The organism is Campylobacter sp. (assembly GCF_052170435.1).
GTDB lineage: Bacteria > Campylobacterota > Campylobacteria > Campylobacterales > Campylobacteraceae > Campylobacter_A.
In genome coordinates, this window is the sequence record NZ_JBQNAN010000003.1 from 61,414 (window position 1) to 82,255 (window position 20,842).

The window sequence follows — 20,842 nt, forward strand, 5'->3', positions numbered from 1 at the left end:
AAGCGGCAAAATTTAAAAAAGGTAAAAAATGGATCAAATTTTAGAGCTTCTTGGCAACAATCTTATATTTTCCGTTCCGCTGGTTATCGTTGTAGTTTTTGCCTTGCTTGAGGTTATTTTGATGATGACGGGACTTTCGGTGCTTGAGCCGCTAAACGGGCTATTTGACGGAGCCGAGAGCATCGATGCGCAGGGTGCTGAGCTGCTAGCGTGGGCGAACAAAGGCGGCGTGCCTAGCACCGTTTTTTACGGGATTTTGCTTATGAGTTTTGGAGCGTGCGGGCTTTTTATCGTTAGCGTTTTTTACGGCTCCGCTTCGCCTGCGTGGTATATGAGCGCGGTTATCGCCGCGGTTGCGTTTTTTGCCGCTTTGGCTTGGACTAGATGGGTGAGCTTGCTTGCGGCAAAGTACCTGCCTCAGGTCCAAACGTCGGCCTTTAGTAAAAAGGAGCTTCTTGGCTGCGAATGTGAAGTAAAAGACTATAGAATCACAAAAGAGCAAGGCGGAGACGTCAAGGTCACGGATAAAAACGGCAAGGAGCGTTTCGTCTTTGCGCGGGCTGCCGATGAAAACGAGCTTATAAAAGGCGATGTCGCGCTCATAGTTAAAATCGAAAAAAATAACTTTTACGTCAGGAAAAAATCATAAATTTAATCAAAGGAGAGTGGTATGAATATTGACGGGATGACGTCTTTAGCCGTATTTGTCGGCATAGGACTCTTTTCTATCGTTATCTTGGGCATCGTCTTTTCAAGACTTTACCGAAAGACGACAAAGGAGCTTACGTTCGTGCGAACGGGATTTGGCGGCGAAAAGGTCGTCGTGGACGGAGGCGCGCTGATACTGCCGATACTGCATGATTATATCGACATAAATATGCAGTCGATGAAAGTCACGGTTGCTCGCTCTAAAAGCGATAGCTTCATAACCAAAGACAGGATGCGTGTAGATATCACGGCTGATTTTTACATCAGAGTGGGCGAGGATAGAGAGTCTATCTCTCGCGCGGCGCAGACTCTGGGTAAAAAGACGGTCGATCTAAGAGAGCTAACCGGGCTGATAGAAGGCAAGCTCATCGCCACGCTTCGCTCGGTAGCAAGCTCGATGGAGATGAAAGAGCTACACGAAAAAAGAGATGAATTTAGCTCTCAGGTCAAAAACGCCATCGAAGCCGATCTATCTAAAAACGGCCTTCAGCTAGAGTCCGTCTCTCTCACGTCGCTTGATCAAACGGCAAAAGAGTTTTTTAACGAAAACAACGCCTTTGACGCCGAGGGTTTAACAAGCCTAACGCAAACCATCGAGGAGCGCAAAAAGCTACGAAACGATATCGAGCGCTCGACCGAGGTGCAAATCGCGCAGAAAAACTACGAAACGCAGTCGGAGAAATTTGAAATCCAAAGAAAACAAGCCGAGGCCGAAGCCACGCAGCAAACAAAAATAGCAAATTTCCAAGCAGAACAAGAAGCGCTAAGGGCAAAAGAGGCCGAAAGTAGGCGCAAAGAGGCCGAGGAAGCCAAGATCGTAGCAAACAAAGCTATCGAAGAAGCGCAGATAAATAAAGCTCGCGCTATCGAAACGGTCGAGATAGAAAAGGCAAGAGCCATCAGAGAAGCCGAGATAAATAAAGAAAAAGCCGTCGAACTGGCAAATCAGAGCAAAAATATAGAAATCGCTAAAAAAGTCGAAGAAGAGGCCGCGGCTAAAACGCTAGCCAACGAGAAAAAGGCGCTAGAAGCCGCGTCTTTTGAAAAGATCAAAACGTCATCCGAGACCGAGCAGGCAGAGCGCGCTAAAAAACTAGCGCTAATCGAAGCGCAAAAAGAGGCTGAGCAGCTCTCTATCGAAAAAACCGTCGCCGCAAAGGCCGAAAAAGAAGCCGAGGAAAACCTAGCCGAAGCTGCTAAAATCAAAGCTATGGGTGCTAGCGAAGCGCTAAAAATCAAGGCTACCGCCGAAGCTGAAGCCATAAAGATAACGGCTGAAGCCAACAGGCTAAACTATGAGGTTGAGGCTAAGGGTAAAACCGAGATAAATAATGCCGAAAATATCGTCTCTGCGGAGATTTTGGAAAATAGATTTAAGCTTGCATTGGTCGAGTTTATGCCGCAAATCATCGCCCAGGTCGTAAAACCGGCGGAGAAAATCGACTCTATCAAAATCGTGCAAATGGCGGGTCTTGGCGGCGCAAATCAGAGCAACGCGGGCTTGAATGCTAACGGTGGAGTTAGCAATGCGGGTGCTTCTCTCTCCGATCAAATCGTAAACGCGTCTTTAAACTATAAAGTAAATGCACCGATAATCGACGATCTAATGAAACAAGTAGGCATCGATCTAAACGGCGGGATACAAAATATCGCCTCGCCATTGTTAGGCGGCTGCGAAAAGCCTAAATACGAGTCAAATTTGGGCGTAGAAGATGCCGGGAAATTTAGTTCCGTAAACGAACAAAAAGACGCTAAGAAAAAGTAAATTCGGTCTTAAATTTTATTAAAGCTATGTAAAGGGACGGCCAAATCTGGGTAAAGTCGATTAAATATAGCCGTCCTTTTTATAATCAAAGCGGAAGTAGCATAGCGCGGTTGTTTTTATATCTTCTCTAGCGTCGCAAATTTGAGGCTTACGAATCATAAATATTCTTGATATTTTCACAGATTTGACTGTTTGAGTTTAATTTTATATATTCTTTCAAATTTGATTAAATATAAATCAAATTTTATTAATTTTTTATTTTAACATCAGTAAAATACAGCTTAAGAAATCGGGTCGATTTTACCTTTTCAAAGGACACTTCATGAATTTTTCAAATTCAAAATGGTTTATCGTTTCAGGTGCGGCGCTCGGCGCTTTAGGCGCGCTACTTGTGTATTTCGGCAACCCCGGCAACATGGGCGTTTGCGCGGCTTGCTTTTTACGCGATACGGCGGGAGCGCTCGGCTTTCACCGCGCAGGAGTCGTGCAGTACGTGCGCCCGGAGATCATCGGGCTTATTTTGGGCGGCTTCTTAGCTAGCGTGCTTTGGACGAAGGAGTTTAGCGCGACCACTGGCTCGTCGCCTTTCGTGCGCTTTTTTCTCGGATTTTTCGCGATGATCGGTTGCCTCGTGTTTTTGGGCTGCCCGTGGAGGGCGTTTTTGCGTCTGGGCGGCGGCGATATGACAGCGGTTGCTGGAGTCGTCGGTATTTTTGCGGGCGTGTGCGCGGGCGTATTTTTCAAAAAGCTCGGCTACGGCCTCACGCACGAGACTAAAACTCAGGCCGCGATAGGTATTTTGCCGACAGTTATGGGTATTTTGCTGCTTGCTGCGCTTGCGTTTGGACTAAAGCTCGGCGAAAACGGCGCACTTTTTAGCTCCGCAAAAGGCCCGGGCTCCATGCACGCTCCGATCCTGATCTCGCTTGGTTTTAGCATCGTCGTGGGCGCGCTAATGCACAAAAGCAAATTTTGCAGCGTCGGGGCGTTTGGCAGGCTTTTTAAAAAGGATTTCTCGATGTTTATGGGGATCATCAGCATCGTGGTCTTTGCCAGCATCGTAAATTTAGCGCTCGGACAGTATAAATTCGGCTTTGAAGGCCAGCCTATCGCGCACAACGACGTGCTTTGGAATTTCCTTAGCATGACGCTAGCAGGGCTTTGCTTTAGCCTGAGCGAAGGCTGCCCAGGCAAGCATCTCGTGCAAATGGGCACGGGCAATCTAAGCTCGGTAATCTTCGTCATCGGTATGGCGGCGGGTGCGGCCGTAGCGCATAACTTCTTGCTCGCCAGCTCGCCGAGCGCCATAACGGCGGCGGCTCCGTGGGCGGTGGCGATGGGGTTTGTTTTTGCGGTTTATGTGGGATTTTTTCACAAAAAAGCCGCTTGATTTCCCATAAAAGACGGATTTTAGAGTAATTTTTTCTATACCCGCTTCGGTTACGGACGACGAGTCCGCGCCCTTGCGGGTAAGAAAAAACTATTTAAACTACGCTTATTCTGTCTTGAATATTTGTCGTATATCTTAGCTAAATTTTTAAATTTGACATTTTCGCGGCGCGGGTCTGGGCGAGCGAAAGACGAAATGCTGAATTTTCAAATTTGATTTATATAAAAAGCGAGCTGGAATTTGTAAAATTTGATAGCGATCAGGAGTAAAAGCGGGCTAAACATTATGGTATAGCCCGCAAGAAATAAAGCTTTTTCTAAAAAGTAGTCAAATTTGCTTGGCGAGTATATCAAAGCCTAGCCAAGTAAATTTAGCTTAAAAGTCCGGCGCCTTTGATCGCCTGGCTGCGCTCTTTTGCGTAGATGCGCTCGCCTCCTATGACGTCGTATTTCCAGATCGGCGCGTTAGCTTTAAAGTCCTCGACGAACTCGTTTATCAGCCGCAAGGCGACCTTTCTTTGCGGGCTTACCACGCCTGCGACGTAGGAGCTCTCGTGCACCGGCACGTCACCTCGCGAATGCGCGAAAAGTACGTATGCGCCTAGATCCTTCGCCTTTTGCTCCCAGCCCGCTAGCCATTTTTGCAGGATCGGCTCGTAGATATCAAAGCTAAGCGCGCTGATGCCGCCTTCCTCGCGCACGATGCCGGTAAACGTGATGAGCGCGCCGCAGTTTTTGTCCTTAAACTCGTCGTACCAGGCGTTTGTGATCGCCTTGGCGTTGAGGCTTCCTTCAAAAATCTGCATCTCAGCCTCCGCAAACCGGCGGTAAAATGGAAATTTTATCACCGTCTTTTAGCGGCGCGTCAAGAGAGCTCGCAATCTCGTCGTTTACGGCGACGGCGCAGATTTTTAGCCACTCGCCGAGCTGTGCGTACTCGCCTAGTTTTTCTTTTACTTCGCTTAAATTTGCCGCTTCTAGCTTTAAATTATGCATCTTTATCGGGCCTAAAAACTCGATTTCTACCATAAATTTGCCTTTGAAATTAAATTTTTTTCTTGATTTTACTTAAAAAAATATTTAGATATACTTACGCCAAATTTTTAACGAAAGAGCCGTAATGAACGAAATATTAAGCAAAATAAAAACGCCCGCCTACGTCTGCGAAGAGGCCAAGGTGCGCAAAAATTTAGAAATTTTAAAACGCGTCAAGGATGAAAGCGGCGCGAAGGTGCTAGTCGCCCTAAAAGGCTTTGCATTTAGCGGCGTGATGGGGCTTGTCGGCGAGTATCTAGACGGCGCGACATGCAGCGGCCTGCACGAGGCTAAATTTGCCGCAAAATACGCTCGAGGCGAGATACACACGTATTCGCCCGCATTTAAAGATGAGGACATAGATGAGGTGCTAGCACTCTCAAAACACGTGGTTTTTAACTCCTTTGCGCAGTGGGCGAAATTTAAGCAAAAAGCCCTAGCCGCAGGCGTTACCTGCGGGCTTCGCGTAAATCCGGAACTCTCCGTCGCGCCGACTGACGCTTATAACCCGTGCGGCAGGTATAGCCGCCTAGGCATCACTCGCGCAAATTTCGATGCGAGCGTGCTTGATGGCATTACGGGACTGCATTTTCACGCGCTTTGCGAGGAGAGCGCGCAGAGTCTGGAGACCGTGCTGATGGCGTTTGAGGAGAAATTCGGCGAGTTTATCCCGCGCATGAAGTGGGTAAATTTCGGCGGCGGACATCACGTGACAAAAGAGGGCTACGACGTGGATCTGCTCATAAATTTGATCAAAAACTTCCGCGCAAAATACGGCGTCGAGGTCTACATAGAGCCCGGCGAAGCGGTGGGCTGGCAGACGGGATTTTTAGCCGCTTCGGTGCTTGATTTCGTGCAAAACGAAAAAACCATAGCCATCCTGGACGTCTCGGCCGAGGCGCATATGCCAGACACCGTGCTGATGCCGTACCGACCGGCGGTGCGAGGCGAGAGTAGGGGCGGTAAATTTAGCTACCGTTTCGGCGGAAATACCTGTCTAGCAGGCGATATCGTGGGGCTTGACGCGGGCGAGCCGGAGTATAAATTTGATGCGCCGCTAAGCGTGGGCGATAAGGTGATATTTGAAGATCAGATCCACTACACAATCGTAAAAAACACGACCTTTAACGGCATTAAGCTGCCTGATTTGCTGCTTTTAAAAGAAAACGGCGAGCTTGTAACCGTGCGGGAATTCGGCTTTGAAGAGTACGAGAGGCGAAACTAAATTTGACGCCAGAAACCGCGCCGTTTAGGGTGTAAAATTGATATTTTGAGGCGTCGTTTGGGCTATAAATTTAAATCAAATTTTGCGGCGATCTTTTGTTTAACTTGCGTCTCGCGTGAGGGCCTCATAAACCTGCGCCTTTTTAGCGCCAAATTTGTTGCAAATTTAATCCCAAACGAAGTTAAATTTAATATAAATAAAATCTAGCTTATATAAATGAATTAATATGGCGGATTATAAATTTGACCCCGATTTTGATAAAAATGCGCCATAACCGCCTAAAAAAGCGGTGTTTCGGCGCTAAGCTTGCATTACGTTATTTTTTGATATAATTTCATGAAAATCCGCGAAAATTTAGCCTTTGGCTGGATGCCGACCACGACGAGCTTTTTAAGGCGGAAAACAAAACCAAAGGGAGATAGCATGACGAGAATTTTTAGTTTGCTTTCGGTTTTCGCCTGTTGGGCCTTCGCTATCGAGGCGAGTCCTAGCACGAACCAATACCAGAGCAATATCTGGGCTGCCGGTAGAATCGAAAACATTAAGCCTTACGAAGACGGTTTGGGGCCGATTTTCACGTTTATTCAGGGCAACGACTACTTCGCGATAGCGGCTTTGTCGCTTATTTTGGCTGTTATCGGCGCGTTCGTTCTGCACTTTTTGATCATAGGACCGAAACACTTTAGCCACGACGGTAAAAAAGTCTATGCGTTTAATATGATAGAGCGCGTATCTCACGGCGCTGCGGCGATCGCATGGATAGTGCTCATACCGACCGGCGTCATCATGATGTGGGGTGCGGAGCTTGGCGGCGGCGCGTTTGTTAGATTTTGCAAAGACATCCATGGACTAGCTACTATTTTATTTGCCGTTTCGGTACCTCCGATGCTGATAGCTTGGACGGTTAGGATGCTGCCTGTTGTTTATGATATCAGATGGATGTTGATCATCGGCGGATATCTCTCAAAGGTTAAACGTCCCGTACCTGCGGGCAAATTTAACGCTGGCCAAAAAGCGTGGTACTGGGTTGCTATCCCTGGCGGTATCGTGATGATACTAACTGGCGCTGCGATGTTTTTCCTTGACTTTAGAACCCCGGACGTTGCAACCTGGCTAGGCGTATCTCAGATCGAAGTTTTAAGAGCTTCCGCGCTTATTCATAACGTTCTTGGCATCGTTTGCGCAGTATTTTTCCTAGTACACATCTACATGGCGGCTATCGCGATACACGGCGCTATCTGGTCGATGATAACGGGCTACAAAGAAGAAGAAGAAGTTTACGTACTTCACCACTACTGGTACCAAGAACTCATCTCTAAAAACAAAATCCCGGTATCTGAATACGAAAAAACTTATCCAAAATTAAAATAATAAAAAAGGAGAAATCTTTCTCCTTTTTTTGCTTCGGAGGCGAGCTTGCAAGCCGCCTTTTATACGAAATTTAAAATCTTTTAGATAAAATTCCCACTAGACTTCAGGTTGAAGAGTAATAAATTTAAGGAAAAATCATGCAAATCGATTGTAGAAATTTAGCTTGCCCTGAGCCCGTTATCAGGACTAAAAATGCGCTTGAAGGCTTAAAAAACGGCGAAAAACTTGAGATCTTAGTAAATTCCATCGCTCCTAAAGAAAATATCAGCCGTTTTTTAAAAAACCAAAACGTCGAATTTAGCGTTGAGCAAAACGGTGCCGAGACAAAAATCATCGCGGTTAAGGGAGAATCCAAACTCGAGCTAACGAATTTTGACGAATTCGTCTGCGAAATCACGCCAAAGACCAAAAAAACAGTCGTTTATCTAAATGAAGAATACGCCGGAAGCGGCGACGTGGGCGTTAGCCTGCTAGCTAAATTTCTAGGCGCGCTTTTGCAGGTGGAAAAACCGGAGTACGTCATTTGCGTAAATAACGCTGTCAAAATGACGACGAACCGCGCTCATCCGAGCTTTAAACCGCTTAAGGATTTAGAGGCTGCGGGCGTTAAAATTTTAAGCTGCGGCAGCTGCCTAGAAGCGTATAAGCTCGTAAGCGACCTAAGCGTCGGCGAGATGTCAAACGCCTACGAAGTAATGCAAATTTTAACTACGCACGAGCAAATCAAACTATGATTTATAACGACAAACGTCTCACGAAATTCGTCCGAGCGGCGGGTTGAGCGGCCAAGCTTGACCCGTCGGGTCTAAACAAAACTATCGGCGATTTAAATTTAGCTCACCCAAATTTGCTCTCAAACATCGGTACTAACGAGGACGCGAGCGTCTTTAAGATCACAGACGACATCGCGCTCGTGCAGACGCTAGACTTTATCACGCCGGTGGCGGACGATCCGTTTGTATTCGGCCAGATCGCGGCTGCAAACAGCCTAAGCGACGTGTTTGCGATGGGCGGCAAGGTACTAAACGCGCTAAATATCGTCGGTTTTGACAGCTGCAACCTAAGCGGCGAAATTTTGGGCGAAATTTTACGCGGTGGACAGGACAAAGTCGCCGAGTGCGGCGGCGTGATTGTCGGCGGACACACGATAGAGGCGCAGCAGATGTATTACGGACTTAGCGTCACGGGTGTTGTTTCGCCAGGCTCCTTTTGGTCAAACAACACCGCGCGAGAGGGTGACGCGCTCATACTCACAAAGCCGCTAGGAACTGGCATTTTAAGCACGGCGATCAAAGCCGATCTGCTAAATTTAACCCAAATCGAGCAGGCCGTCGAGACGATGCTACAGCTAAATTTCTATGCCGTGGACGCGCTAAAAGGCATCAGCGTAACGGCAGCGACCGACGTCACGGGATTTGGCTTTTTAGGACATTTAAGCGAAATGCTAAGCGATAAAATCAGCTTTGAAATTTACCCCGGTAACGTGCCCGTGATAGCGACCGCGCGCGAGTTTGCCGATATGGGCATCATCCCTGAGGGAAGCTACAAAAACCGCGAATTTGCGAGTAAATTCGTTGGCGGCGAGGCAGATATATTGCTTTACGATGCGCAGACTTCGGGCGGATTACTGCTAGCGGTACCGCAAAGCGAGGCAAATTTAGCTCTTTCTCGTCTAAAAGAGGCCGGCTACGAAAGTAGCGCGGTCGTGGGCATAGCTAAAAAGCGCGGCGAATACGGCATAAATTTACGGTAACCAAGTCTAAATTTAAACTCGCAATTTTAATCAAATTTGACGGGTTTAAATTTGGTCAAATTTTGAAATATCAAGTTTAAAACGGTAAGCCCGCCAAATTTATTTATATAAACCGACAAAGCTCCCAAGCTTATAAATTTAGTCAAATTTGAATTGTCTAAAATACAAAAAAGCTAAAATCCTTAAAAATAAAATTTAACTAAAATAAAAAATAACAGTAAAATAAAATAACAAATTTGAAGCCAATCCCACTTCCAAAATATCCGTAAATTTTCGTATTTACCCGCAAACCAAATCCGTTAAATTTCCAAAATATTTCTCCAAATTTTAAAGCAATCTGCAATGTATTATCAAAAATATTCCCTGTTTTAAGCAAAAATATAAAAGAATTAAATTAAAATGACAAACTAATATTAATGACACAAAGGAGATAAAATGGAATTTTTATCGTTTCTCTTTTTAGCTATAGCCGTTTTTATAGCTTGGAAAAAGCCTGAAAAAGAGGGCTTAGCGTTTGGCGCATTTGCCGTGGGGACGGCGATTTGCTTTATTATGTTTTTCATCGCCAGCTGGACGTCCCTGCTGCCTTACGCCGCGTACTAGGAGGGGTGGATGAGTTTTTTTAACGAGAAAAATTTCGACTTCGTCATGGCCACCGCGGTCTTGCTCGTGCTTGCTATTCCCGTCGGTATCGCAAATATCTATCTTGGCTACGTCATCGGCGAGGGGCCTTGCACGCTTTGCTGGTGGGAGCGTATCGGCATGGTCGTGGTCGGCGTCGCGGGTATCTTGATACTGCGCTACGGGCTAAAGGCGCGCTACATAGCCGCCGTGCTTTTTGGCGCTGCGTATGGTATTTTTATGACGCTAAGGCACGCGAGCTTTAGTTTGTATAGAGACGTAGGTATGGGCTTTGGCGGCGATATATTCGGCGCGCACACCTATACGTGGGGTATTTTGGTGTACTGGGTCGTGGTCGTGGCGATGGGGCTTATGATGCTTTTTGCCAAAGACAAGGTCGTCTCGGGCGATATCTCGCGCTCGGACACTAGGGTCAAGCCTCTTAGCACGTATTCAAAATTCGTGATCTCTTTGAGTCTCTTTGTGATCCTATCAAATGCCGTTCAGGCGCTAATCTCGGCAGGTATCCCGCCATATAGCGGCAAGGGCGATCCTGAGCGTATCAGCCTAAATAACACTTGGACGTCAGGCGTTTGGAAAAGGTTTGAAAAGCCGTTTTCATTTGTCGGCGCAAACGTGGTCGAGGATCCGTTTATAGCGGGTGAGCCTAAAGATATAAGCGTCAAATTTAACACCGATCCAAGCGCCGGCGCATTCGTGGACGTAAAGCCTGCGCTTAGCGTGAAAAACAGCTTCCCGCTTCCTTTTGAGACGAAGGGAATTTTCGGCAAAGGCGTAACGAGCGGCCTAGCGTACAACGCTAAAAACGATACTTTCGGCATCTCAAACACCGAAGGCGGCGTTTATTTTACGGACGCGAATTTTAAAGAGATCGCTCATGCTATCATCGACAAGCCAAACGGCCGCAATATCAAAAAAGCCGTAGCATCAACCTTTGTCGGCGATATGCTGGTGACTACGGGCTTTAACAAAACTACCTTCGCCGTTAAACCTGCCCAAAATGTGGACGCGTATCACGAGTGGAGATACTTTAGAGAGAGCAGTGGCGGACTTGAGTCTGCGTGGAAGTTCGACCGCCCGGCGCTTCTAACTATAAGAGCGAAAAAACAATACGTCCTAACGCTCGCAAAAGATCCGCAAAGCACCTATATGTATATGCTCACGGTGCCAAACGAGCGCGCTAAGAACTTGATCCTCATCAAAGTAGATAGCAAAGACAAGATGCTAAGCGGCGAAACTATCGTGACGTCAGCCCTCGCACTAAAAGATAAACGCGATCTAAAAGACTACTACGTCACGGCTGGCGACGTCGCGGGCGGTAAATTTTTGGCATACTCCAAAAACTATAACACCTTGCTCGTGATCGACCTTGCGGATGCGAAGGTAGTCGATGCCTACGCTATGCCGCAAATCGGCGATATCTCCGGACTAGCGGTAAAGGGCGGCAGCATCTACACTCTAACGCATAAGGACGGCAAAGTAAACGTCGTGGAGCTAAACAATCCTCTGGGCGAGTAAATTTAGCCCAAACCAACGCAAATCTGCCCGCGTAAAGCGGGCGAATTTGCCTCCATCCTGAATCCTTTTTAAGCTTAAATTCGGTCAAATTTTATATAATTTAGCTTAACCATAAAAACCAAAGGAGCGAAAATGAATTTTTTAGAATCTATGAAATTTCGTCACGCGTGCAAAGTTTTTGACGAGAACAAAAAGATCAGCGCGGGCGAGTTTGATTTTATCTTGGAGGCCGGCAGGCTAAGTCCTAGCTCTACGGGGCTTGAGCGGTGGGATTTTTTAGTCGTGCAAAACAAGGAGCTTAGAGAGAAGATCAAAGCCGTTTCTTGGAACCAAGTGCAGATCACCTCTTGCTCGCATCTTGTCGTCGTTTTAGCAAAAGTCAAAGAGATAAAATTTGGCAGCAGTTATGTTGATAAAATGATCGCCAGACGCGCAGACAAAGACCCTGAGATGATCGCTGCGAGGCAGAAATTTTACCACGACTTTTTGCTATCAAATTTCAAAAACGACGATGAGCTAACATTCCAGTGGTCGCATGAGCAGTGCATGATAGCTGCGACAAATATGATGAATGCAGCCGCGAGCCTTGGGATTGACAGCTGCCCGATCGAAGGCTTTGATAGACACGCTTTAAATGAAATTTTAGGCCTTGATGAGAGCGAGCAAAGAGTAGCTATCGTAGTCCCATTTGGCTACCGCCTAAGCCCACAGCCGATAAAATACCGCCGCGAACTAAGCGACGTCGTGAAGTGGATTTACTAAATTTAGCAGCTACGTAAATTTAAATTTAACTTAGTCGGCGCGAGCTTTACGCGGTTTTGACGCCGGCTAGATTTTAAATTCGAGTTTTGTTGCTCAAATTTATGCAAATTTATTTGCTAAGGCGACAAATCTACAGTTGTAGCACACACACCGCAGACGACGCGAAGACGCCAAACGCGGTTTGTATATTTGCGGCAAAGATTTTTGATAAACTGCCGTTTGACAAGCGGTCGCGCTATCTAGGGCTGCCGCAGAGAAACTGCAAGACGCGATAATTGCTTGGGCAAAAAACGGCCGCACTTATTTCGCGCGATACTCACTTTTATACGAGCGAGCATTTGGCTGCGCTGTACGGTGAAAGTCGGCTTAAGCTAGTTAGGGCGCGCCCGTATTGATTTTGCGAACGGCTTGGCAAATTTGCTCAAATTTAAGACGCAAAATTTGGCGAGATTTCAAATTTGCCGATTCTATCAATTCCAAATTTTAAGAATTTCCGACCGTGAAAATTTACGGAGCTTGCAAATTTAGCCAAACTCAAATTCGGCTAAAAATTATCGCTCTGCCCGTTTAGCAGTTTGTCCACGACGTAGACGGCGATCTTTTTAGCGCCGTTCATGCTGATGTGCATGCCGTCGTCCTTGCGTAGCGGCTTTTTGTCGGCGCCTTCTTTGAGGTACTTGCCGTTATCGCAGATCGCGCCGCTGATGTCGATGTAGCGCGCGCCGTATTTTTGCGCCGCGTCCTTGTAGATCAGGTTTAGCGCCTTCATTTTTTTGTCGAATTTCTCGCTCTTCATACACGGCACTCCCAGCCACACGACCTGCGCGCCGTGCTGCCCTGCGATCTCGTAGATCTCGGCGATCCTGCCCTCGTAGGCCTCGCGCCACGCGTCGGTGCCAAAGTCCAGCGCCTGCTCGTCAAACGTATAGCTATAAGCGTCGTTTGCGCCAAAAAGCGCGAATATCAGCAAATTTTGCGGGCGATTTTCTAAGCTTGCTAGCGCCGTCTTTAGCTCCTCGCTCCAGTCGTAAAATTTCTTATTCGTTAGTCCAGTGCTTGCTTTTGCCATATTTTTGATTGAGATTTTGCTCGTTTTTAACGCATTTTCAAAGCCCCAGCCAAAGCCTTGCATTATGGAGTCGCCTATCAAAATGACGCCCAAATTTTCGTTTAGTTCGATATCAAAAAACGCGGATTTGTTCGTTTTGCTCGGAGCGCTCGGCGTTAAATTTGAGGCTAGCGAGCTGTTTTTCTCTAAATTTAAGGCGGTTTTAGTGGGAGAAATTTGAGCAGTTTGCACAGTCAAATTTACATCTTTTATTGCGCCGATACTAGGCGCTAAATTTTGCGTATTTTGAGCGTTTAAATTTGCCGGTTCGATTTGCGAGGCGGTTAAATTTTGCTCTGTTTTAGGGTTGGTCGCGATATGTTTTTTATCGTCCGAAAAAATACCCGTAAATTTATCAAGAGCCGATTTTACGCTCTGCAAGCCGTCCTTGGCGATGTTTATAAATTTATCGCTCAGCGCCATCGCGCGCTCGTCCGTGATGAAAAAATCCTTTTGATATTTGGCTTCGTAGTAGTTTGACAGCGGTCGCAAAAATAGCGCAATCAGCGTAAAAAACGCGAGAAATACCCCAAAAAACGCTCTCATTAAAATCCTTGATATATAAAGTTAGGCATACCCGACGGCATCAAAAAGTAAATAATTATCCCAAAAATCGCCAAAAAAACGGCTGAAAAAACAACGTTTATATTTTCAAAAAATTTAACCAAAATCGGATAAACGTCAAGCGCGGCGTATAAAAATACAAAGGCAAAAACGCCCGCAAACAGCGTGCAAATCGCAAGAAGTTCGCCGCCTGAGTTTCTAAAAATCGCCCCGATATAGCGCACCGCCCCCTCAAAATCCATCGTGAAAAACACCCAAACCATGCTCACGAAAATAAACGTAAAATATCGTCCTAGTATGGCCGAATTTAGCCACTTGCGCTCGCTAGTTAAGTTTAAAAACACGACGCCAAGGCCGTGGATGAGCCCCCAGAGCAAAAAGCTAAGCCCCGCTCCGTGCCAAACGCCCGAGATCGCAAAAACTAGCATCACGTTTAGCTGCGTTTGCGCCTGCGTGCCGCGACTGCCTCCTAGTGGGAAATAGACACACTCTTTAAAAAAATTCATAAGGCTGATGTGCCAATTTTGCCAGAAAATTTTTAAATTTCGCGCCGTAAAAGGGCGGTTGAAGTTTTGCGGTAAAGCAAAACCGCACATGAGTCCTAGCGCCGTCACGAAGTCCACGTAGCCGCTAAAATCGGCGTAAAGCAGCACGCTGTAGCCAAAAAGCGCGCCTAAAAGCTGCGAGGCGGGCAGGGTAGGTGCGGCAAAAACGGGATTAACTATCTCGAAAAGATGGTTTGCGACGATGAGTTTTTTAAAAAGCGCGGAGCACAAAAGCGCGAATATGACGGGGCTAGCGCGAAAAACCTTAGGCGAATTTAGCGCCTCGAAAAAGGGCTTTGGTTGCAAAATCGGACCCGAAATAATCGCGGCAAAAAAGCTAAGAAAAATAAGCGTATCAAAGTAGCCGGGCGCCTCTAGCTCGCCGTCTCGCACGGCCTTTAGCAGCAAGATGCTCATAAATGAATAAAACGAAATGCCAAGCGGCAAAATGATAGTTTCTAGTCTCATGACGCCGAATTTGATCGTAAAATACCCACCGTATTTAAAAAACGCAAGCGCGCAAAGCACGAAAATAACGCCCGCAGCAAACGGAGTCGCGGAGTCCTTGCTCTGAGCCGCCCTCGCAAAAAGAAAAATCGCGGTGCTAAAGATAAAATTTATGATTAGAAATTTAAGCCCGAACGAGGCTAAAAATAGGTAAGAGAAGGCGAGTAAAACGGCTTTTTGCAGGTGCAGACGCGTGTTTAAAAAATAATAAATCGGCCAAAAAATAAAAAAGCACAAGCCAAATTCTATGGAAAAAAGATTCATATCCCGCCTAAATTTTTGCGTAATTATATAAAAAAATTATTTTGGGTTAGGTTAAATTTGCGTTTGACGGGAATTTAAAATTTGACTTGCGGTTTTGCTTGGACGGGTTTTAAATTCGCCGTCAAATTTGGGGCTTAAATTTGAGTTCAAACGGCTCAAATTTATTCTGTTTAAATTCGCGTCCAAATTTGAGCCCTAAATTTATCGCCTTCTTGCGAAAATCAGCTAAAATTTAAAGCCGCTCTATCGCCGCTAGTACGTTTGCCGCGTCGTTTGCGGGCTCGGCTACGTCGTTAAATCTTTTTACGACTTCGCCGTTTTTGATGATCAGCGTTTGGCGGCGGTAAAATTTCTTGCCGTCGTTCGTGATAAAAGTTTGCAAATTTAGCTGTGATTCTAGCTCGAAGTTTTCGTCGCTTAAAAAGATAAAATTCGCGCCTACGCTTTGTTTAAATTCATTCATCTTTTCTACGCTTTGAGAGCCGGCTGCTATTAGCGTAAAGCCTGCGGATTCGAGCTTTGCAAGGTTTTCCTGGTAGGCTTTGCACTGAAGCGTGCAGCCGGTTAGCCCCTTTAAATCCTTTAAATTTTCGGGTAAAAACTTCCCGCTCTCGCCCATTTTGGGATAGGTAAAAAGGATGTAGTTTTTGCCTGCGACGAGCTCGCTAAATTTGATAGGATTTGCGTTTATGTCTTTCATTGCGTCCTCTTTGCGTGCGAATTATTGAAAAAATAGACTAAAAATAGCACCGCAAAGCTTATAAACAGCATAATCGCCGAATAAACGTGCGCCTTTGTATAGTCCATGAGCTCGACGGCCTCGTAGATAGCGATGCTAGCGACTTTTGTCTTATCCGGGGCGCTACCGCCTATCATCAGCACGACGCCAAACTCGCCCAAAGTATGCGCAAAACTCACTATGAGCGCGGTTAGAAGCGAGGGCTTGATGTTTGGCAGAGCGACTCTAAAAAGCGTCTCCCATTTTCCTTTACCCAGCGAGTAGCTCGCCTCAAAAAGGCTCTTTGGCAGACTCGCAAAGCCCGCCTGAAGCGGCTGAAACATAAAAGGCAGCGAGTAAATGCAGCTAGCGATGATGAGGCCTGAAAAGTTAAAAACCAAGCGGATATCAAAGGTTTGCTCAAAAAATTTGCCTAAAAAGTTGTAAGGCGAGAGAAAAACCAGCAAGTAAAATCCAAGCACCGAAGGCGGCAGCACCAGAGGTAGCGAGATCACGGCTTCTAGCACGGGTTTAAATTTAAAATTCGCACGGCTAAGCCAAAACGCAACCGGCAGCATGAGAAAAAACAGGATCGCAGTCGAGATAAAAGCAAGCTTTAGCGAGAGGTAAAAGGGCGTAAAATCGATACTCATTTTGGCTCGCTTTGCGTGTAAATCTCGGCGTTTCGCTCGTCAAATTTGGCGCCGTAAATCGCGTCTCTTTCGCTACCGTTTTTTTGTAAATTTAGCCCAAACGCTTTGGCGCTTATCGACGCTTCGTCGCCTGATTTTAAATTTGCGGCTTCCGCGGCGCTTAGAGCCACTTCGCAAAGCTGCTGACCGACGGAAACTACGGCTACGTAGATGGCGTCGCGCTTTGAGATTTCTAAAATTTTTGCCGGCAGGCTAAATTTCTGCGAGCCTCTGTGCCTCAAAAATATCTCGCCCGGGCCGCCTTCTTGCGTTATTTTGCCTCCCTCAAGCACGAAGACTTTGGACGCGAGTTTGTAGATCTCGGCAACGTCGTGGCTAACCAAAATCGTCGTCATATCAAACTCGGCGTGCACCTTGGCAAGGTAGTCTTGCAGCTTTTCGCGCATGGCGTTATCAAGCGCGGAGAGCGGCTCGTCGAGGAGTAAAATTTCGGGCTTTCGCATGAGAGCGCGGGCTAGGGCGGCGCGCTGCTTTTGACCGCCCGAGAGCTGCGAGATAGCGGCGTTTTCTAGCGAGCTCATCTCGACTAGTTCTAGTAGCTTGCGCGCTAAATTTAAGTCGTTGTTCGCAAAAAGCAGATTTTTCATCACGTTCATATTTGGAAAAAGCGCGTAGTCTTGAAATAAAAATCCGATATTTCGGCTTTGCGGCGGAGCGAAGTTTTTACCGTCAAAAAGCGTCCGTCCGCCTGCTTTTATCGTTCCGCTATCAGGCTTTTCAAAGCCCGCGATCAGGCGCAAAAGCGTCGTTTTGCCGCTGCCGCTTTTGCCGTACAAGGCGACGAATTCGCCCTTTTTTACGTTCAAATTTACGTCTAGATCAAATTTTCCGTTTGCGCCGTTTAGGCTTTTTATGCAGTTTAGTTCTATCATGTGATGTAGAGCGAGGTTGCCTTGACGTAGGCGTAAATTTGATCGCCCGGCGCTAAATTTAGCCGCTTTAGCGATGCCGTAGAGATGATGCTTTCAAACTCAAATTTGCCCGCGTTTAGATGCAGCGAGCTCGTGATTTGTCCTTTTTGGATATCTGAAATTTGAGCTTTTATCTCGTTTGAGACCGAGCAGTTTAAAAGCGGGGAAGTAGCGACGAATACGTCCGAGCTTTTAAAGCCTAGCCGAACTTCGTCGCCGATTTTTAAATTTTGTAGATTTTCCAAAGAGAGCATTTTTAGGCTTAAATTTTCGGCGCTAAACTCAAAAACGCTAACGCCGTCATTTTGCTCTATCGCCGAAATTTTAGCCTTTATCACGGGACGACGTATCCGAATTTTCTAAAGATTTCCTTCGCGCGGTCGCTTCTGATGAAGTCGTAGAAAGCTTTTGCTTCAGGATTGTTTTCGCCGTGTTTTAGGATAACCATGCCTTGGTCGATCGGAGTGTAAAGCGCAGGATCTATAAGGATGAAGTTTTTGCCCTCTTTATACTCGGCCATTTTTTTATCGTACATCGCAGAAGCCGCGATAAATCCTACATCGGCAGCGCTTAGAGCTTGGCTTAGAGCTTCGCCGATAGATTTTGCTAGGATGACGTTTTTCTCGACTTTATCGTAGATGCCCGCTTTTTTTAGAGCTTCGATGCTAGCTTTGCCGTACGGAGCGGTTTCGGGGTTTGCGATCGCGATGGCTTTTAGGCCTTCTACCGCGTTTATGCCCTTAGCTAGATCGATATCTCTGATCGTAAATAGCGCAAGCGCGCCCTGAGCGTATACTACGGGCTGGGTTACGGCAAATTTGGTGTCGTATAGGTCCTGTACGAATTTCATATTTGCAGCCATGAAAACGTCGGCCGGAGCGCCGTTTTTGACCTGGGTAGATAGCGCGCCGCTAGCTCCTAGAGTGACGGTTACTTTGGTGTCTGGGTTTGATTTGGCAAACTCCGCTTTTAGCTCGTCAAACGCGTAAGTGACGTTTGCGGCGGCAAATACGTTGATCTCGCCCGCGTTTAGATGAAAAGCCGCGAGAGCCGCGACGACTAACGAAAAAAATGTTTTTTTCATTTTTATACTCCTATTATGATTTGACTTGCTTTGATTATAGCGGTGAGCTCGTCGCCCACGCCGATGCGCATTTGCATCGCGCTTTCTTTGGTGATGATAGAGGTTATCGTCTGATGATTGCTGATTTCTAGTACGATTTCGGCATTTACGGAGCCGATTTTAGCCTCGATAACGCGTCCTTTTAGTAAATTTGCCGCGCTTAGTTTTAGATTTTCCTCTTTTGCGAGCATTACGCTTGGAGCTTTAAAGATAAATACGACCTTTTTGCCTACCTTTAAATTTAGATTTTTTTCAGACTCGACCGTGATGTTAGCGCGTAAAATTTCGCCGTTTGAGAGTTTGGCGCTGATTTGCGAATTTACCGCACCCGTTTTTACGTCCGTGATCTCGCAGCTTAGCTGGTTTCGCGCGCTCAAACTCATACTCATGCGCTGCAAATTTAAAATTTCGTTCGTATCGACGTTTATATTTGAACAAACTTTTTCTAAAAATATCTTTTGGCTCTCTAGCATCGCGTCGTATAGCGCGATCATCTTTTTGCCATACGCAGTGAGCTCCGAGCCGCTGTTTTTCTTGTTGCCTTCGGCTCTTGCGATTAGCGGTTCGTCCGAGCGGTTATTTAGCGCGTCCAGGCTATCCCATGCGTTTTTGTACGAGATGCCGACGTACTCGGCGGCTTTGGTTATGCTTTTGGTGTGTTCGACGGCCTTTAAAAGCTCTATATGCTTAGCTAGCACCGATACGCCGCTATCTAAAAATAGCTCTAAACTAACGTCTGCTTTCATGAAAATCTCCCAAATTCTATCAATATAAAAAAATAATTTGCTAGGAAGTATATTTAAATATATATGAAAAATAACTTAAATAAACTTCGTAATACCGGGCATTTTGAAATTTATAAATTTAAAAGCTACATTGAGATAAAATCGCAGGTTACTGCCTTTGCAGACTTGAAATTCGGAGATTTGATGAGAAAATTTTTACTCTCTTTTTTGCTCGTTTTTAGTTGCGTTTTTGCCGAACAAACGCAAGAAAAGAGCGAATTTGACGACGAATTTACGCAGCCTAGCGAGATTTTCGATCCGCTTAGCGGCTATAATAGAATGATGACGGGGTTTAACGATTTTATGTACGTAAACGCCATCCACCCCGCGATAAAAGGCTATAACTACATAGTACCCGAGGCCGCAAGAACCGCTGCTGGAAACTTTTTTGACAACCTTTTATATCCCGTTCGCTTCGTAAATAATCTCTTGCAGTTTAAATTTAGCGAGGCCGGCGAGGAGACGCTGAGATTTTTAGCAAATACGATCATCGGCTTTGGCGGGCTAACCGACGGCGCGAAATACTACAATCTGCAACGCCACGACGAGGACTTCGGTCAGACGCTAGGCTACTGGGGTGTTGGTAGCGGATTTCACGTGGTGCTGCCTTTTATCGGACCGTCAAATTTGCGCGACATCGTCGGTCTAGTCGGCGATTATTATCTCGATCCCGTCAGTTACGTAAAACCGGCGCTAGACTCCTTTGCTCTAAAAACATTCCGTCAGGGCAATCTTTTGTCCTTACATCCAGATGCTTACGACAATCTTAAAAAAGACGCGATCGACCTGTATCCGTTTCTACGCGACGCATACGAACAGCGCCGCAACCACTTAATAAAGGAATAAAATGAAATTTTTAAAAATCATCCTGCTTGTGCTTTTTGGCGCGGTTAGCCTCTTTGCTATCAGCGAGGAGCAGATAAAACCTACGATGCAAAAAACGACGCAAGACGCCATCGAGGTGCTAAAAAATGCAAATTTGAGCAAAGACGAGAAAATAAGCAAAATTTTCGCCGTTTTTGACCCATATTTTGACTACGAGCAAATGTCTAAAATCGCTCTAAGCAAGCGCTACAACAACCTAAGCGCCGATCAAAAAGTCAAATTTAACAAAGCTTTTGAAGAGAGATTAAAATCAAGCTACGTCGATAAGCTTTTAAGCTACAAAAACCAAACTATAAATTTTAAAGACGTAACCAAGCCGAACGAAAATCGCTACTTTTTAAATGCCAATTTGGTCGGCGAGGACGGCAAAAACTACGGCTTTACGTATAAATTTTACAACGCCAAAGAGCGCGGCTGGCTCATCTACGACGTCGAAATTTTAGGCGTTAGCATCATCCAGACCTACCGCAGCCAGTTTGACAGCCTGATGGAAAACGAGAGTTTTGAAAATTTGCTTAGCAAGCTAAACTCCGTCCAAGCTCCGCAATAAG

22 protein-coding genes are annotated in these 20,842 nt (G+C 46.1%); 12 read left to right on the plus strand and 10 right to left on the minus strand.

Annotation, left to right across the window (positions count from 1 at the left end):
• Positions 1-28 precede the first annotated feature (28 nt).
• The 3 genes from ACTTJF_RS02335 (at position 29) to yedE (ending at position 3,863) form a co-directional block, all read left to right on the plus strand.
• Positions 29-649, plus strand: coding sequence for a hypothetical protein (locus ACTTJF_RS02335; RefSeq protein WP_442550587.1), 621 nt, complete (start codon positions 29-31; stop codon positions 647-649).
• 21 nt (positions 650-670) lie between these two features.
• A complete protein-coding gene (locus ACTTJF_RS02340; protein ID WP_442550588.1) occupies positions 671-2,473 on the plus strand; it encodes a flotillin family protein in 1,803 nt (600 codons plus the stop codon).
• A gap of 322 nt (positions 2,474-2,795) precedes the next feature.
• On the plus strand, positions 2,796-3,863 hold the full coding sequence (gene yedE / locus ACTTJF_RS02345) for a YedE family putative selenium transporter (protein ID WP_442550589.1): 1,068 nt from the start codon (positions 2,796-2,798) through the stop codon (positions 3,861-3,863).
• Positions 3,864-4,233: 370 nt separating this feature from the next.
• On the opposite strand, the gene ACTTJF_RS02350 is transcribed toward yedE, so the two are convergent.
• Positions 4,234-4,668 carry a molybdopterin synthase catalytic subunit gene (locus tag ACTTJF_RS02350; protein ID WP_442550590.1) on the minus strand — a complete coding sequence of 145 codons (435 nt, stop codon included), beginning with the start codon at positions 4,666-4,668 and terminating at the stop codon, positions 4,234-4,236.
• A 1-nt stretch (position 4,669) separates the two neighbouring features.
• Positions 4,670-4,891, minus strand: a complete 222-nt coding sequence (locus ACTTJF_RS02355; RefSeq protein ID WP_122862513.1) for a MoaD/ThiS family protein — start codon at positions 4,889-4,891, stop codon at positions 4,670-4,672.
• A gap of 91 nt (positions 4,892-4,982) precedes the next feature.
• Here ACTTJF_RS02355 and nspC point away from each other — a divergent pair, with 91 nt between their 5' ends.
• The 7 genes from nspC to ACTTJF_RS02390 all read left to right on the plus strand — a co-directional run bounded on the left by nspC (position 4,983) and on the right by ACTTJF_RS02390 (position 12,168).
• Positions 4,983-6,122: a carboxynorspermidine decarboxylase gene (gene nspC / locus ACTTJF_RS02360; RefSeq protein ID WP_442550591.1), complete on the plus strand. Its 1,140-nt coding sequence runs from the start codon at positions 4,983-4,985 to the stop codon at positions 6,120-6,122.
• 423 nt (positions 6,123-6,545) lie between these two features.
• Complete coding sequence (locus ACTTJF_RS02365) at positions 6,546-7,493, plus strand: formate dehydrogenase subunit gamma (protein ID WP_442550592.1); 948 nt, start codon at positions 6,546-6,548, stop codon at positions 7,491-7,493.
• A 137-nt stretch (positions 7,494-7,630) separates the two neighbouring features.
• Positions 7,631-8,227, plus strand: a complete 597-nt coding sequence (gene yedF / locus ACTTJF_RS02370) for a sulfurtransferase-like selenium metabolism protein YedF (protein WP_442550593.1) — start codon at positions 7,631-7,633, stop codon at positions 8,225-8,227.
• Positions 8,224-9,246: a selenide, water dikinase SelD gene (selD, locus tag ACTTJF_RS02375; protein WP_442550594.1), complete on the plus strand. Its 1,023-nt coding sequence runs from the start codon at positions 8,224-8,226 to the stop codon at positions 9,244-9,246. The genes yedF and selD overlap by 4 nt, the downstream gene beginning before the upstream one ends.
• Positions 9,247-9,681: 435 nt before the next feature.
• Positions 9,682-9,849, plus strand: a complete 168-nt coding sequence (locus ACTTJF_RS02380; RefSeq protein ID WP_002949057.1) for a hypothetical protein — start codon at positions 9,682-9,684, stop codon at positions 9,847-9,849.
• 9 nt (positions 9,850-9,858) lie between these two features.
• A complete protein-coding gene (locus ACTTJF_RS02385) occupies positions 9,859-11,406 on the plus strand; it encodes a disulfide bond formation protein B (RefSeq protein WP_442550595.1) in 1,548 nt (515 codons plus the stop codon).
• A gap of 132 nt (positions 11,407-11,538) precedes the next feature.
• A complete protein-coding gene (locus ACTTJF_RS02390) occupies positions 11,539-12,168 on the plus strand; it encodes an NAD(P)H-dependent oxidoreductase (protein WP_442550596.1) in 630 nt (209 codons plus the stop codon).
• A gap of 544 nt (positions 12,169-12,712) precedes the next feature.
• Here the strand turns inward: ACTTJF_RS02390 and ACTTJF_RS02395 are convergent.
• The 8 genes from ACTTJF_RS02395 to ACTTJF_RS02430 all read right to left on the minus strand — a co-directional run bounded on the left by ACTTJF_RS02395 (position 12,713) and on the right by ACTTJF_RS02430 (position 19,367).
• Positions 12,713-13,822: an SGNH/GDSL hydrolase family protein gene (locus ACTTJF_RS02395; RefSeq protein ID WP_442550597.1), complete on the minus strand. Its 1,110-nt coding sequence runs from the start codon at positions 13,820-13,822 to the stop codon at positions 12,713-12,715.
• A complete protein-coding gene (locus ACTTJF_RS02400) occupies positions 13,822-15,156 on the minus strand; it encodes an MBOAT family O-acyltransferase (protein WP_442550598.1) in 1,335 nt (444 codons plus the stop codon). Before ACTTJF_RS02400 ends, ACTTJF_RS02395 begins: the two co-directional genes overlap by 1 nt.
• Before the next feature lie 232 nt (positions 15,157-15,388).
• On the minus strand, positions 15,389-15,856 hold the full coding sequence (locus ACTTJF_RS02405) for a redoxin family protein (protein ID WP_442550599.1): 468 nt from the start codon (positions 15,854-15,856) through the stop codon (positions 15,389-15,391).
• Entirely contained in the window at positions 15,853-16,527 is a 675-nt protein-coding gene (gene modB, locus ACTTJF_RS02410; protein ID WP_442550600.1) for a molybdate ABC transporter permease subunit, read from the minus strand. The genes ACTTJF_RS02405 and modB overlap by 4 nt, the downstream gene beginning before the upstream one ends.
• Positions 16,524-17,459 (minus strand): ABC transporter ATP-binding protein, encoded by a 936-nt coding sequence (locus ACTTJF_RS02415; RefSeq protein WP_442550601.1) that lies wholly within the window; start codon positions 17,457-17,459, stop codon positions 16,524-16,526. Before ACTTJF_RS02415 ends, modB begins: the two co-directional genes overlap by 4 nt.
• Positions 17,456-17,836, minus strand: a complete 381-nt coding sequence (locus tag ACTTJF_RS02420) for a TOBE domain-containing protein (protein WP_442550602.1) — start codon at positions 17,834-17,836, stop codon at positions 17,456-17,458. The genes ACTTJF_RS02415 and ACTTJF_RS02420 overlap by 4 nt, the downstream gene beginning before the upstream one ends.
• Positions 17,833-18,582: a molybdate ABC transporter substrate-binding protein gene (modA, locus tag ACTTJF_RS02425; RefSeq protein WP_442550603.1), complete on the minus strand. Its 750-nt coding sequence runs from the start codon at positions 18,580-18,582 to the stop codon at positions 17,833-17,835. Before modA ends, ACTTJF_RS02420 begins: the two co-directional genes overlap by 4 nt.
• Positions 18,583-18,584: 2 nt before the next feature.
• Positions 18,585-19,367, minus strand: coding sequence for a TOBE domain-containing protein (locus tag ACTTJF_RS02430; protein ID WP_442550604.1), 783 nt, complete (start codon positions 19,365-19,367; stop codon positions 18,585-18,587).
• A gap of 63 nt (positions 19,368-19,430) precedes the next feature.
• On the opposite strand from ACTTJF_RS02430, the gene ACTTJF_RS02435 reads away from it, so the two are divergent.
• Together ACTTJF_RS02435 and ACTTJF_RS02440 are read left to right on the plus strand one after the other, a co-directional pair.
• Positions 19,431-20,252 (plus strand): MlaA family lipoprotein, encoded by an 822-nt coding sequence (locus ACTTJF_RS02435; protein ID WP_442550605.1) that lies wholly within the window; start codon positions 19,431-19,433, stop codon positions 20,250-20,252.
• A gap of 1 nt (position 20,253) precedes the next feature.
• On the plus strand, positions 20,254-20,841 hold the full coding sequence (locus tag ACTTJF_RS02440) for a Tgt2/MlaC family protein (protein WP_442550606.1): 588 nt from the start codon (positions 20,254-20,256) through the stop codon (positions 20,839-20,841).
• Position 20,842: the final 1 nt, after the last annotated feature.

Bases quoted from the DNA above. Each gene is read 5' to 3' on its own strand.
- ACTTJF_RS02435 (WP_442550605.1), top strand. From the start codon at position 19,431: ATGAAAAATAACTTAAATAAACTTCGTAATACCGGGCATTTTGAAATT.
- ACTTJF_RS02355 (WP_122862513.1), bottom strand. From the start codon at position 4,891: ATGGTAGAAATCGAGTTTTTAGGCCCGATAAAGATGCATAATTTAAAG.
- ACTTJF_RS02405 (WP_442550599.1), bottom strand. From the start codon at position 15,856: ATGAAAGACATAAACGCAAATCCTATCAAATTTAGCGAGCTCGTCGCA.
- modA (WP_442550603.1), bottom strand. From the start codon at position 18,582: ATGAAAAAAACATTTTTTTCGTTAGTCGTCGCGGCTCTCGCGGCTTTT.
- yedF (WP_442550593.1), top strand. From the start codon at position 7,631: ATGCAAATCGATTGTAGAAATTTAGCTTGCCCTGAGCCCGTTATCAGG.
- yedE (WP_442550589.1), top strand. From the start codon at position 2,796: ATGAATTTTTCAAATTCAAAATGGTTTATCGTTTCAGGTGCGGCGCTC.
- ACTTJF_RS02390 (WP_442550596.1), top strand. From the start codon at position 11,539: ATGAATTTTTTAGAATCTATGAAATTTCGTCACGCGTGCAAAGTTTTT.
- ACTTJF_RS02365 (WP_442550592.1), top strand. From the start codon at position 6,546: ATGACGAGAATTTTTAGTTTGCTTTCGGTTTTCGCCTGTTGGGCCTTC.
- ACTTJF_RS02380 (WP_002949057.1), top strand. From the start codon at position 9,682: ATGGAATTTTTATCGTTTCTCTTTTTAGCTATAGCCGTTTTTATAGCT.
- ACTTJF_RS02340 (WP_442550588.1), top strand. From the start codon at position 671: ATGAATATTGACGGGATGACGTCTTTAGCCGTATTTGTCGGCATAGGA.
- ACTTJF_RS02415 (WP_442550601.1), bottom strand. From the start codon at position 17,459: ATGATAGAACTAAACTGCATAAAAAGCCTAAACGGCGCAAACGGAAAA.
- ACTTJF_RS02395 (WP_442550597.1), bottom strand. From the start codon at position 13,822: ATGAGAGCGTTTTTTGGGGTATTTCTCGCGTTTTTTACGCTGATTGCG.
- modB (WP_442550600.1), bottom strand. From the start codon at position 16,527: ATGAGTATCGATTTTACGCCCTTTTACCTCTCGCTAAAGCTTGCTTTT.
- ACTTJF_RS02440 (WP_442550606.1), top strand. From the start codon at position 20,254: ATGAAATTTTTAAAAATCATCCTGCTTGTGCTTTTTGGCGCGGTTAGC.
- ACTTJF_RS02350 (WP_442550590.1), bottom strand. From the start codon at position 4,668: ATGCAGATTTTTGAAGGAAGCCTCAACGCCAAGGCGATCACAAACGCC.
- ACTTJF_RS02400 (WP_442550598.1), bottom strand. From the start codon at position 15,156: ATGAATCTTTTTTCCATAGAATTTGGCTTGTGCTTTTTTATTTTTTGG.
- ACTTJF_RS02385 (WP_442550595.1), top strand. From the start codon at position 9,859: ATGAGTTTTTTTAACGAGAAAAATTTCGACTTCGTCATGGCCACCGCG.
- ACTTJF_RS02335 (WP_442550587.1), top strand. From the start codon at position 29: ATGGATCAAATTTTAGAGCTTCTTGGCAACAATCTTATATTTTCCGTT.
- ACTTJF_RS02430 (WP_442550604.1), bottom strand. From the start codon at position 19,367: ATGAAAGCAGACGTTAGTTTAGAGCTATTTTTAGATAGCGGCGTATCG.
- nspC (WP_442550591.1), top strand. From the start codon at position 4,983: ATGAACGAAATATTAAGCAAAATAAAAACGCCCGCCTACGTCTGCGAA.